Below are 11718 nucleotides of genomic sequence, written 5' to 3' on the forward strand. Positions count from 1 at the left end.
CCCTTTATTGCCGAGGACATAATGAGTAAACCCGCTATCACGCTTTGGTCAGATGCCCATTTTTTCTCCCCTTATGTGTTATCCGCCTGGGTGGCGTTGCAGGAGAAAGGCCTGTCGTTTCATATCAAGACCATCGACCTCGACAGCGGTGAACATTTGCAGCCGACGTGGCAAGGTTACGGTCAGACACGCCGTGTGCCGTTATTACAAATCGATGATTTTGAGTTGAGTGAATCTTCTGCCATTGCGGAGTATCTGGAAGATCGATTTGCGCCACCGACCTGGGAACGTATTTATCCGCTTGATTTAGAAAATCGTGCGCGAGCACGACAGATTCAGGCCTGGCTGCGCAGCGATCTGATGCCCATTCGCGAAGAACGCCCGACGGATGTTGTCTTTGCGGGGGCGAAAAAAGCGCCACTAACGGCCGAGGGAAAAGCCAGTGCAGAGAAACTGTTCGCGATGGCAGAACATTTGTTAGCACTGGGTCAGCCGAATTTATTTGGTGAATGGTGCATTGCTGATACTGATCTGGCGCTAATGATTAACCGCCTGGTACTACATGGCGATGAGGTGCCGGAACGCCTGGTGGATTATGCGACATTCCAGTGGCAGCGAGCGTCTGTCCAGCGTTTTATTGCACTTTCGGCGAAGCAATCTGGCTGATAGCAACGACAGAATCCAGTATCATAGCTTACGTTTTTTCGACGAGGAGTGAGTGATGAAACTGATGTTTGCATCGGACATTCATGGGTCGTTACCGGCGACGGAACGTGTTCTGGAGTTGTTTGTCCAAAGCGGTGCCCAGTGGCTGGTGATCCTTGGCGACGTGTTGAATCATGGCCCGCGTAATGCTTTACCGGAGGGTTACGCGCCAGCCAAAGTCGCTGAACGGCTTAATGAAGTGGCACATAAGGTTATCGCTGTGCGCGGCAACTGCGACAGCGAAGTGGATCAAATGCTGCTGCATTTCCCGATAACCGCGCCGTGGCAACAGGTATTACTGGAAAAACAACGTCTGTTTTTGACGCATGGTCATCTTTTTGGCCCGGAAAATCTACCTGCTTTAAACCAGAACGATGTGCTGGTGTACGGTCATACCCATCTGCCAGTGGCAGAACAGCGGGGGGAGATTTTCCACTTCAACCCCGGCTCGGTGAGTATTCCGAAAGGCGGTAATCCGGCGAGTTATGGCATGCTGGATAATGACGTACTTAGTGTAATCGCACTCAATGATCAAAGTATCATTGCGCAGGTCGCGATTAATCCGTAATTTACCCACAACTCAAAATGCGCCGTAAGAGCGCCAGAAAAAGAAGGTTTCCTGATAATGGAACAGCGTCGTTTGGCAAGTACTGAATGGGTGGATATTGTCAATGAAGAGAACGAAGTCATTGCACAAGCCAGCCGGGAACAAATGCGGGCACAGTGTCTGCGTCATCGTGCAACTTATATCGTCGTGCATGATGGCATGGGCAAAATTCTGGTCCAGCGTCGTACCGAGACAAAAGACTTTTTACCCGGCATGTTAGATGCGACCGCAGGCGGTGTAGTCCAGGCCGATGAGCAGCTGCTGGAATCCGCGCGTCGCGAAGCGGAAGAAGAGTTGGGCATTGCCGGTGTCCCCTTTGCCGAGCACGGGCAGTTCTATTTCGAAGATAAAAATTGCCGTGTCTGGGGCGCGTTGTTCAGCTGCGTCTCTCACGGTCCCTTCGCTCTACAGGAAGATGAAGTCAGTGAAGTTTGCTGGCTGACGCCGGAAGAAATCACCGCACGCTGCGATGAGTTCACTCCAGACTCGCTGAAAGCGCTGGCGTTGTGGATGAAGCGCAATGCCAAAAATGAAGCCGTAGAGACTGAAACGGCAGAATGAAAAAAAGAGCCGCAATTGCGGCTCTTAACATTTTTAGTGGTAGCCCATCAACTGAGCGCCGATCACCACGACGCTGGACATAATAAACAGCAGTCCAAGCAGGGTCGCACCCACCTTCAGCCAGTTACGGAAGTCCACCCGGCAAACACCGAGCGTTGCCATTAACGAAGCTGAGGTTGGGTAAATGATGTGGCTGAAGCCATCGCCAAACTGGAAAGCCAGCACGGTAACCTGACGGTTAACACTGACCAGATCGCCAAGCGGTGCCAGTAACGGCATGGTTAACGCCGCCTGACCAGAACCGGACGTCACGAAGAAATTAAATACCGCCTGGAAGAGCAACATAAACCAGGCCGCGACTGCGTTATCCAGACCGCTAATGGCATTGGCAATGCTGTTGAGGATGGTATTTAACACGCTGGCATCACCCGCTTCACCATTACCGACCAGCAGCAAAATCCCTTTGGCGAAACCCACCAGCAGGGCAGGGGCGATCATCATTCGCGCCCCTTCGGTAAAGGATGAAGCCATGGTATTAACCGTCATGCCGTTAAGGCGGAAAACAACGCCGATGATGCCAATCACCAGACCCATGGTGAAGAACTGGCTGGCAATTTCAGGAATAAACCAGGCATTAACGATCACGCCCCAAATAACCCAGACCATTACGGCGGTCAGGACAATCAATACCAGCCAGTCACCAAAGGTAAACGGACGTTGTTCAACATCAGCCTGCTTTTCACGAAAGAAGCGGTCGGACTCATGCACGCGTGACAGAAGAGGATTCTTTTTCACTCGTGAGGCGTACACCATGGTAAAGATCAGGCCAATCAGAGTGGCGATAACCCACACCACGATGCGCAACCCGGAGCCAGAAAGCACCGGAACGCCGGCAATACCCTGAGCAACAACCACACAAAACGGGTTCATCCACGAACTGGCAAAACCGATTTGCGTGGCAATATAGGTCACAAGGACGGTGGTAATACTGTCATAGCCCAGCCGGACCATTAGCGGTGCGATGATAATGGCAAAGGCGACGGCCTCTTCTCCCATACCAAATATTGCGCCGCCAAGTGAAAACAGAATAAACAGCGCAGGAATAAAGAGAATTTCATTTCCGCGGGTATGGCGAATAAGCGCCAGGATACCGTTATCAATGGTTCCTGTACGCATCACAATGCCAAACGCGCCGCCAATCACCAGCATAAACATGATGATGCCAACGGCTGTCCCGTATTTCGATCCTGAGGTTAACCCTTCAAACGGGAAGTTCATCAGACCCGGGCGTTCATCGCCCGTCGTGAACAGCTGTACGCGGTGATACTCAGGTTCGCCTGCTTCGTTAGTCAGAATGCGAAATGAGTGTGGATCTACGACTTTGCGTGTTTTTGTTTGACCATCAACCTGATACTGCACTTCCTGACTGTCAAACATGCCCACCGGAACTACCCAGGTGGCAAGGCTGGTTAAAATGGCAACAAAAAAGATAATCACCAACGTATCGGGCATTGCCCATCTTCTTGTTGGTTTAGATTCAGTGATTGCGGACATAGCGCAAATATTCCCTTGCACAAAACAAAGTGGTAAGTATGCAAAGTGAGATGGCGCAATTCATTGATGCAGCGCAGTTAAGCAAGATAATCAGAAAGGATTAATGCAAATTAAGAGAATAAAAAACCGGAAATAGTGACTATTTCCGGTTCAGATATCCGCAGCGCAAAGCTGCGGATGATGACGAGATTACTGCTGCTGTGCAGACTGAATCGCAGTCAGCGCGATGGTGTAGACGATATCATCAACCAGTGCGCCACGGGACAGGTCGTTAACCGGCTTGCGCATACCCTGCAGCATCGGTCCGATAGAGATCAGGTCAGCAGAACGCTGTACCGCTTTGTAGGTGGTGTTACCGGTGTTCAGATCCGGGAAGATGAACACGGTAGCGCGACCTGCAACCGGAGAGTTCGGTGCTTTGGATTTCGCAACGTCAGCCATTACCGCAGCGTCGTACTGCAGCGGACCGTCGATCATCAGATCAGGACGTTTTTCCTGCGCCAGACGAGTTGCTTCGCGAACTTTTTCTACGTCGCTACCAGCACCAGAAGTACCGGTGGAGTAGGAGAGCATAGCAACGCGCGGTTCGATACCGAAGGCCGCAGCGGAATCAGCGGACTGAATCGCGATTTCTGCCAGCTGTTCTGCGGTCGGATCCGGGTTGATCGCACAGTCACCGTAAACGTAAACCTGTTCCGGCAACAGCATGAAGAACACGGAAGATACCAAGGAGCTGCCCGGTGCAGTTTTGATCAGCTGCAGCGGCGGACGGATGGTGTTTGCGGTGGTGTGAACAGCACCGGAAACCAGACCATCAACTTCATCTTGTTCCAGCATCAGCGTACCGAGAACCACGTTGTCTTCCAGCTGTTCGCGGGCAACGGTTTCGGTCATGCCTTTGTTCTTACGCAGTTCGACCAGACGACCAACATAGTTTTCGCGAACCACTTCTGGATCAACGATTTCAATGCCTGCACCCAGTTCTACACCCTGAGAGGCTGCAACACGGTTGATCTCTGCCGGATTACCCAGCAGTACGCAAGTTGCGATACCACGTTCAGCACAGATAGCGGCTGCTTTAACGGTACGCGGTTCGTCACCTTCCGGCAGAACGATACGTTTGCCCGCTTTGCGCGCAAGTTCAGTCAGCTGATAACGGAACGCTGGCGGAGACAGACGACGGCTGCGCTCAGAAGTGGCAGTCAGAGAATCGATCCAGTCAGCGTTGATGTAGTTAGCCACGTATTCCTGAACTTTCTCGATACGCTCGTGATCGTCAACCGGAACTTCCAGGTTGAAGCTCTGCAGGCTCAGAGAAGTCTGCCAGGTGTTGGTGTTCACCATAAATACCGGCAGGCCGGTAGCGAAAGCACGTTCGCACAGTTTAGAAATGCGCGCGTCCATTTCGTAGCCGCCAGTCAGCAGCAGGGCACCGATTTCTACGCCGTTCATGGCAGCCAGGCAAGCGGCAACCAGCACGTCAGGGCGGTCTGCGGAAGTCACCAGCAGAGAACCGGCACGGAAGTGCTCCAGCATGTGCGGAATGCTGCGTGCGCAGAAAGTGACGGATTTAACGCGGCGAGTATTGATGTCGCCTTCGTTGATGATGGTCGCATTCAGGTGGCGAGCCATATCGATCGCACGAGTCGCGATCAGGTCAAAGCTCCACGGCACAGCGCCGAGAACCGGCAGAGGGCTGGATTCTTGCAGCTTCGCCGGATCAACGTTGTTCACTTTTGCTTTGGTGGAGTCGTCAAAAATCTCGGACAGATCCGGGCGAGTACGACCCTGTTCATCAACCGGAGCGTTCAGTTTGTTAACGATAACGCCGGTAATATTGGTGTTTTTTGCACCGCCGAAGCTGTTGCGGGTCAGTTCGATACGCTCTTTCAGCTGTTCCGGGGTGTCAGTGCCCTGAGACATAACGAAGACGATTTCCGCATTCAGCGTTTTAGCGATTTCGTAGTTCAGAGACTGGGCAAACTGGTGTTTACGTGTCGGGACCAGACCTTCCACCAGAACGACTTCAGCGTCTTTGGTGTTAGCGTGGTAGTTCGCGATGATCTCTTCCATCAGCACATCTTTCTGATTGCTGGAAAGCAGACCTTCAACGTAGCTCATTTTCAGCGGTTCAGCGGCCGTCGTGGTGGAAGAGTTCGCACGCACGATAGTCGTAGTCTGATCGGGCGCATCGCCACCGGTACGCGGCTGAGCGATAGGTTTGAAAACGCTCAGACGAACGCCTTTGCGTTCCATTGCACGGATCACGCCAAGGCTGACGCTGGTCAGACCGACGCTGGTTCCGGTAGGGATCAGCATAATAATACGGGACACGGTTTATCCTCTTTCGTTACCGCCGATTTGGCGGGTTACAAAACAGCACCGCCAGCTGAGCTGGCGGTGTGAAATCAGGCAGTCAGGCGGCTCGCGTCTTGCGCGATAACCAGTTCTTCGTTGGTTGGGATAACCACCGCAGGACGGGTACCTTCTTTGTTGATGAAACCAGATTTGCCGAAACGTGCAGCCAGGTTGCGTTCATGATCAACTTCAAAGCCCAGCACGCCCAGTTTGCCCAGAGACAGTTCACGAACCATCGCGGCATTTTCACCGATACCACCGGTGAATACAACAGCGTCCAGACGACCATCCATCAGCGCAGTGTAGGCACCGATGTATTTGGCCAGGCGGTGGCAGTAAACGTCCATTGCGCGCTTCGCGTCTTCTTTCGTCGCGTAGTTGTCTTCAACATAGCGGCAGTCGCTGGTCACTTCGGTCAGACCCAGCAGGCCAGACTCTTTGGTTAGCAGTTTGTTGATTGCGTCAACGCTCATGCCCAGGGTGTCGTGCAGGTGGAAGATGATCGCCGGATCGATATCACCAGAACGGGTACCCATGACCAGACCTTCCAGCGGGGTCAGGCCCATAGAGGTGTCAACGCATTTACCGTTGCGGATAGCAGAAACGGAACCACCGTTGCCCAGGTGGCAGGTGATGATGTTCAGTTCTTCTACCGGTTTGTTCAGCATTTTTGCCGCTTCCTGGGTTACATAGAAGTGGCTGGTGCCGTGCGCGCCGTAACGACGGATGCCGTGCTCTTTGTACAGGTTGTACGGCAGGGCGTAGAGGTAAGACTCTTCCGGCATAGTCTGGTGGAACGCGGTGTCAAATACAGCAACGTTTTTGTCTTTCAGCTGTGGGAAAGATTTCAGAGCTTCTTCGATACCGATCAGGTGAGCCGGGTTGTGCAGCGGTGCAAAAGAAGCTGCATCTTTGATACCCTGAATAACAGACTCATCGATCACTACGGAGCTGGTATACTTTTCGCCGCCGTGTACGATACGGTGACCGATAGCAGTCAGCTGCGCAGACAGTTCTGGTTTTTGTGCCAGAATAGTATTAACGATAAAGTTGAGCGCTTCGCTGTGAGCGGCGCCTGCACCTAAAGCCGCTTCCTGTTTATTGCCGTCCATTTTCCATTTGATACGTGCTTCGGGCAGGTGGAAACATTCGGCTAAACCAGAAAGGTACTCTTCACCATTTACTGCATCGATGATGGCAAATTTCAGTGAAGAACTACCGCAGTTCAGAACCAGTACTAACTTACTCGACATGGAAGTACCTATAATTGATACGTGGCTAAAAAAACGTCAGGGAGCCATAGAGCGTAGCGCATGATGACACCGACATTTATGATTAACATCATGCACTGCAAATTTTTTTTGCATGATGGAAGAAATATCTTGAGTCTATGCCATTTTGCGTAATTTTCAGCCAATGGCATAATGTATATGAATTTGACGACTCAATGAATATGTACTACTTAGGCCTTCAGGCTGCTAAAGGATACCTGATAGTGGGTATGGAAGACAAAATGTTTTGAACGTTGTCCCGCTGAGTTGTGAATTTGCACAAATTTTTGAATCTTTATATGTGAAGTTGAGGTGAAGCATGTCAACGCCGGATAATCGTTCTGTTAATTTTTTTAGCTTGTTTCGCCGGGGACAGCATTACTCAAAGACGTGGCCGCTGGAAAAACGCCTTGCCCCAGTCTTTGTCGAAAATCGCGTTATCAAGATGACGTGTTATGCGATCCGTTTTATGCCGCCGATCGCCGTATTTACTCTCTGCTGGCAGATTGCCCTGGGCGGTCAGCTTGGGCCGGCAGTTGCCACTGCGCTGTTCGCCTTAAGTTTACCCATGCAGGGATTGTGGTGGCTGGGCAAGCGTTCTGTAACGCCATTACCTCCTGCAATCCTCAACTGGTTTTATGACGTTCGCGGTAAATTGCAGGAGTCTGGACAGGTGTTGGCACCCGTTGAAGGCAAGCCTGATTACCAGGCATTAGCTGACACGCTTAAGCGTGCCTTCAAACAACTGGATAAAACTTTCCTTGATGATTTGTAATTGACCCCTGATTACGCATATAAAAGAAGGCATACTCAGCCTTCTTTTTTTTCACCGTAGTAGAGTGATACAGGAGTCAATAATGGAAATGACCAACGCGCAACGTCTTATTTTGTCTAACCAGTACAAGATGATGACTATGCTCGATCCGGCAAATGCTGAACGTTACCGTCGCCTGCAAACAATCATTGAGCGTGGTTATGGATTACAGATGCGTGAACTGGATCGCGAGTTTGGCGAGCTGAAAGAAGAAACCTGCCGCACTATCATCGACATTATGGAGATGTATCATGCGTTGCATGTTTCCTGGTCTAATTTGCAGGACCAGCAATCCATCGATGAACGTCGTGTCACCTTCCTCGGCTTTGACGCCGCCACTGAAGCACGTTACCTCGGTTATGTCCGCTTTATGGTTAATGTGGAAGGGCGCTATACCCATTTTGACGCTGGAACTCACGGTTTTAACGCCCAAACGCCAATGTGGGAAAAATATCAGCGCATGCTTAATGTGTGGCATGCCTGCCCGCGTCAGTACCATTTGAGCGCCAACGAAATTAATCAAATTATTAACGCCTGAGGAGGCCCGCGTGCGGTGCAAAGGTTTTCTGTTTGATCTTGATGGAACGCTGGTGGATTCCCTGCCTGCGGTAGAACGGGCGTGGAGCAACTGGGCCAGACGTCATGGGTTATCGCCGGAAGAGGTGCTGGCTTTCATTCACGGTAAACAGGCGATCACCTCTCTGCGCCATTTTATGGCGGGCAAATCCGAGGCAGACATTGCCGCCGAGTTTACGCGTCTGGAGCACATCGAGGCCACGGAAACCGAAGGTATTACCGCGCTTCCGGGGGCAATCGCCTTACTCAATCATTTGAATAAAGCAGGTATTCCGTGGGCTATTGTGACTTCTGGCTCCATGCCGGTAGCGCGAGCGCGTCATAAAATAGCGGGGCTTCCCGCGCCAGAGGTGTTTGTAACCGCTGAGCGGGTGAAGCGCGGAAAACCAGAACCTGATGCGTATCTGTTAGGCGCGCAGCTGCTGGGGCTTGCGCCGCAGGAGTGTGTTGTGGTGGAAGATGCTCCCGCTGGCGTGCTTTCAGGTCTGGCGGCGGGTTGCCATGTTATTGCGGTTAATGCCCCGGCAGATACCCCGCGCCTGAATGAAGTCGATTTAGTCCTCCACAGTCTGGAGCAAATTACTGTGACCAAACAGCCAAATGGCGATGTTATTATTCAGTGAAACACCTGATCATGATTTAGCCCCGTCTCGTCGGGGCTTTTTTATGGCAGAATCAAGTTATCCCCCTCAATTAACAAGGATAAGTTGTGAACGGTGAATTGATTTGGGTTCTTTCATTACTGGCCGTTGCCATCGTCTTGTTTGCGACGGGCAGAGTGCGTATGGATGCGGTCGCTTTGTTTGTTATTGTCGCGTTTGCATTAAGCGGAACGCTGACGGTCCCCGAAGTATTTTCCGGCTTTTCCGATCCTAACGTTGTCCTGATTGCCGCCTTGTTTATTATTGGCGATGGTTTGGTCCGTACCGGTGTTGCCACTGTAATGGGGACATGGCTGGTCAAAGTGGCGGGCAACAGTGAAATCAAAATGTTGGTTTTGTTGATGCTGACCGTCGCGGGGCTTGGCGCGTTTATGAGTTCAACCGGCGTTGTCGCTATCTTTATTCCCGTGGTGTTAAGCGTTGCCATGCGTATGCAAACGTCGCCGTCGCGCCTGATGATGCCGTTAAGTTTTGCCGGGCTGATAAGCGGCATGATGACGCTGGTGGCGACGCCGCCGAACCTGGTAGTCAACAGTGAATTGCTGCGTGAAGGCTATCATGGTTTTAGTTTCTTTAGCGTAACACCTATTGGCCTGGTCGTGCTGGTGCTGGGTATTTTGTATATGTTAGTGATGCGTTTCATGCTGAAAGGGGATACCCAGACCCCGCAGCGCGAAGGCTGGACGCGCCGAACCTTTCGCGATCTTATCCGTGAATATCGACTGACCGGGCGTGCGCGACGTCTGGCTATTCGCCCCGGATCGCCAATGATTGGTCAACGGCTGGACGATCTCAAATTACGTGAACGTTATGGTGCTAACGTCATCGGTGTTGAACGCTGGCGGCGTTTTCGTCGCGTTATCGTGAACGTTAATGGGGTTTCTGAATTTCGCGCGCGTGACGTTTTGCTTATTGATATGTCTGCGGCTGATGTCGATCTCCGGCAATTTTGTAGTGAGCAATTGCTGGAGCCGATGGTACTGCGCGGCGAGTATTTTTCTGACCAGGCCCTTGATGTGGGCATGGCAGAGATTTCATTAATTCCTGAGTCAGAACTTATTGGTAAATCGGTGCGCGAAATTGGTTTTCGTACCCGCTACGGATTGAATGTAGTGGGGCTAAAGCGCAATGGCGTGGCGCTGGAAGGTTCGCTGGCGGATGAGCCTCTGCTGCTGGGCGATATCATCCTGGTTGTGGGTAACTGGAAACTGATCGGTATGCTGGCCAAACAGGGCCGCGACTTCGTAGCGCTGAACTTACCGGAAGAGGTGAGTGAAGCATCGCCCGCGCACAGCCAGGCACCCCATGCGATTTTCTGTCTGGTGCTAATGGTGGCGTTAATGCTGACCGATGAAATTCCTAATCCTGTTGCCGCTATTATCGCCTGCCTGCTGATGGGGAAATTCCGCTGTATAGATGCTGAAAGCGCCTATAAATCCATTCACTGGCCGAGCATTATTTTGATCGTTGGGATGATGCCATTTGCTGTGGCATTACAGAAAACGGGAGGTGTCGCGCTGGCGGTGAAAGGGCTGATGGACATTGGCGGCGGTTACGGGCCACATATGATGCTGGGTTGTTTGTTTGTCTTGTCGGCGGTTATTGGGCTATTTATTTCTAATACCGCGACGGCGGTGTTGATGGCTCCGATTGCGCTGGCTGCTGCCAAAACGATGGGGGTGTCGCCTTATCCATTTGCGATGGTCGTGGCGATGGCAGCATCCGCCGCCTTTATGACACCGATATCTTCACCTGTTAACACACTGGTTTTAGGTCCGGGGAATTACAGCTTCAGTGACTTTGTTAAGTTGGGGGTACCGTTCACCATTATCGTGATGGCGGTTTGTGTGGTGATGATCCCGATGCTGTTTCCGTTTTGACAAGAGCCTGATGTCGCATCCGGTGCTTATTGCCTGATGCGACGCAGACTCCGGCTGCTTACAGCGGTGAATCCTGGCTAATCTCATCGAGCGAAAGATGGAAGCTGGGAACAAATACTTCCATGAAGTAGTCCATCTCCTGGCTGCGGCGCGCTTCAAGCGTCGCTTCCAGTCGCGTTTTTGCCAGCAAGAATTCATTATTTCCGGCCGCAAGTTCTTCCAGGCATTTCAGATATGCACACAGTGCATCTGCCTGTTTCACCAGCGATTTTTCTTCATCGCTATATGCATGCTCGTCAATTAACGGCGCAAAGATATCCTGCAGCTCTTCCGGAACCATATCGACCAGTTTTTGCTGAGCGATTTTTTCAATAGCCTTGTATTCCTGAGCGATTTGCGAATTGAAGTATTTCACCGGAGTAGGGAGATCTCCGGTGAGCACTTCTGAAGCATCGTGGTACATCGCCAGTAAAGCGATACGTTCGGCGTTGACATTACCGCCAAATTTACGATTTTTGATAGCTGCCAGCGCATGGGCGACCATCGCTACCTGCAAACTGTGTTCGGACACATTTTCCGTCCGCACGTTGCGCATTAGCGGCCAGCGGTTAATGAGTTTCAGGCGGGAGAGATGGGCAAAAAAATGGCTCTGTTTCATAGTGACCTTACGTATGATGACATCATCAGGTCATTGTGGCGGGATAACACTGCCGGATGCAATCTCCGGCAG

11 protein-coding genes are annotated in these 11718 nt (G+C 51.6%); 7 read left to right on the forward strand and 4 right to left on the reverse strand.

What is annotated here, in order from left to right:
- Nucleotides 1-21 precede the first annotated feature (21 nt).
- The 3 genes from yfcF to yfcD are packed head-to-tail and all read left to right on the forward strand — an operon-like array spanning nucleotide 22 to nucleotide 1873.
- Nucleotides 22-666, forward strand: coding sequence for a glutathione transferase (gene yfcF, locus ACJHYO_RS13370; RefSeq protein WP_000042440.1), 645 nt, complete (start codon nucleotides 22-24; stop codon nucleotides 664-666).
- Nucleotides 667-721: 55 nt separating this feature from the next.
- Nucleotides 722-1273, forward strand: a complete 552-nt coding sequence (yfcE, locus tag ACJHYO_RS13375; protein WP_001314009.1) for a phosphodiesterase — start codon at nucleotides 722-724, stop codon at nucleotides 1271-1273.
- Between the two features lie 57 nt (nucleotides 1274-1330).
- Entirely contained in the window at nucleotides 1331-1873 is a 543-nt protein-coding gene (gene yfcD / locus ACJHYO_RS13380; protein WP_000437935.1) for an NUDIX hydrolase YfcD, read from the forward strand.
- Between the two features lie 33 nt (nucleotides 1874-1906).
- Here yfcD and yfcC read toward each other — a convergent pair whose 3' ends face one another.
- From yfcC to ackA, 3 genes are all read right to left on the reverse strand, one after another.
- Complete coding sequence (gene yfcC / locus ACJHYO_RS13385; protein WP_044720746.1) at nucleotides 1907-3427, reverse strand: putative basic amino acid antiporter YfcC; 1521 nt, start codon at nucleotides 3425-3427, stop codon at nucleotides 1907-1909.
- A 189-nt stretch (nucleotides 3428-3616) separates the two neighbouring features.
- Nucleotides 3617-5761 (reverse strand): phosphate acetyltransferase, encoded by a 2145-nt coding sequence (pta, locus tag ACJHYO_RS13390; protein ID WP_000086709.1) that lies wholly within the window; start codon nucleotides 5759-5761, stop codon nucleotides 3617-3619.
- Between the two features lie 74 nt (nucleotides 5762-5835).
- A complete protein-coding gene (gene ackA / locus ACJHYO_RS13395; protein WP_000095707.1) occupies nucleotides 5836-7038 on the reverse strand; it encodes an acetate kinase in 1203 nt (400 codons plus the stop codon).
- Between the two features lie 337 nt (nucleotides 7039-7375).
- On the opposite strand from ackA, the gene yfbV reads away from it, so the two are divergent.
- The 4 genes from yfbV (at nucleotide 7376) to ACJHYO_RS13415 (ending at nucleotide 10988) form a co-directional block, all read left to right on the forward strand.
- The gene (yfbV, locus tag ACJHYO_RS13400) at nucleotides 7376-7831 is read left to right on the forward strand and encodes a terminus macrodomain insulation protein YfbV (protein ID WP_000106620.1); all 456 of its coding nucleotides are present in this window, start codon (nucleotides 7376-7378) and stop codon (nucleotides 7829-7831) included.
- 82 nt (nucleotides 7832-7913) lie between these two features.
- Nucleotides 7914-8408, forward strand: a complete 495-nt coding sequence (locus ACJHYO_RS13405; RefSeq protein WP_000426124.1) for a YfbU family protein — start codon at nucleotides 7914-7916, stop codon at nucleotides 8406-8408.
- A gap of 10 nt (nucleotides 8409-8418) precedes the next feature.
- Complete coding sequence (gene hxpA, locus ACJHYO_RS13410; protein ID WP_001203415.1) at nucleotides 8419-9069, forward strand: hexitol phosphatase HxpA; 651 nt, start codon at nucleotides 8419-8421, stop codon at nucleotides 9067-9069.
- A gap of 86 nt (nucleotides 9070-9155) precedes the next feature.
- The gene (locus ACJHYO_RS13415) at nucleotides 9156-10988 is read left to right on the forward strand and encodes an SLC13 family permease (protein ID WP_001012895.1); all 1833 of its coding nucleotides are present in this window, start codon (nucleotides 9156-9158) and stop codon (nucleotides 10986-10988) included.
- Between the two features lie 58 nt (nucleotides 10989-11046).
- Here the strand turns inward: ACJHYO_RS13415 and yfbR are convergent, their stop codons facing one another.
- Nucleotides 11047-11646, reverse strand: coding sequence for a 5'-deoxynucleotidase (yfbR, locus tag ACJHYO_RS13420; RefSeq protein ID WP_000813854.1), 600 nt, complete (start codon nucleotides 11644-11646; stop codon nucleotides 11047-11049).
- Nucleotides 11647-11718: the final 72 nt, after the last annotated feature.

The organism is Escherichia sp. WS1118 (genome assembly GCF_046487695.1).
Lineage (GTDB): Bacteria > Pseudomonadota > Gammaproteobacteria > Enterobacterales > Enterobacteriaceae > Escherichia > Escherichia coli.

What these genes read in the sequence shown, in the direction of transcription:
- yfbV (WP_000106620.1), top strand. Translation starts at nt 7,376, where the DNA reads ATGTCAACGCCGGATAATCGTTCTGTTAATTTTTTTAGCTTGTTTCGC.
- ACJHYO_RS13405 (WP_000426124.1), top strand. Translation starts at nt 7,914, where the DNA reads ATGGAAATGACCAACGCGCAACGTCTTATTTTGTCTAACCAGTACAAG.
- yfbR (WP_000813854.1), bottom strand. Translation starts at nt 11,646, where the DNA reads ATGAAACAGAGCCATTTTTTTGCCCATCTCTCCCGCCTGAAACTCATT.
- yfcF (WP_000042440.1), top strand. Translation starts at nt 22, where the DNA reads ATGAGTAAACCCGCTATCACGCTTTGGTCAGATGCCCATTTTTTCTCC.
- yfcD (WP_000437935.1), top strand. Translation starts at nt 1,331, where the DNA reads ATGGAACAGCGTCGTTTGGCAAGTACTGAATGGGTGGATATTGTCAAT.
- yfcC (WP_044720746.1), bottom strand. Translation starts at nt 3,427, where the DNA reads ATGTCCGCAATCACTGAATCTAAACCAACAAGAAGATGGGCAATGCCC.
- yfcE (WP_001314009.1), top strand. Translation starts at nt 722, where the DNA reads ATGAAACTGATGTTTGCATCGGACATTCATGGGTCGTTACCGGCGACG.
- ackA (WP_000095707.1), bottom strand. Translation starts at nt 7,038, where the DNA reads ATGTCGAGTAAGTTAGTACTGGTTCTGAACTGCGGTAGTTCTTCACTG.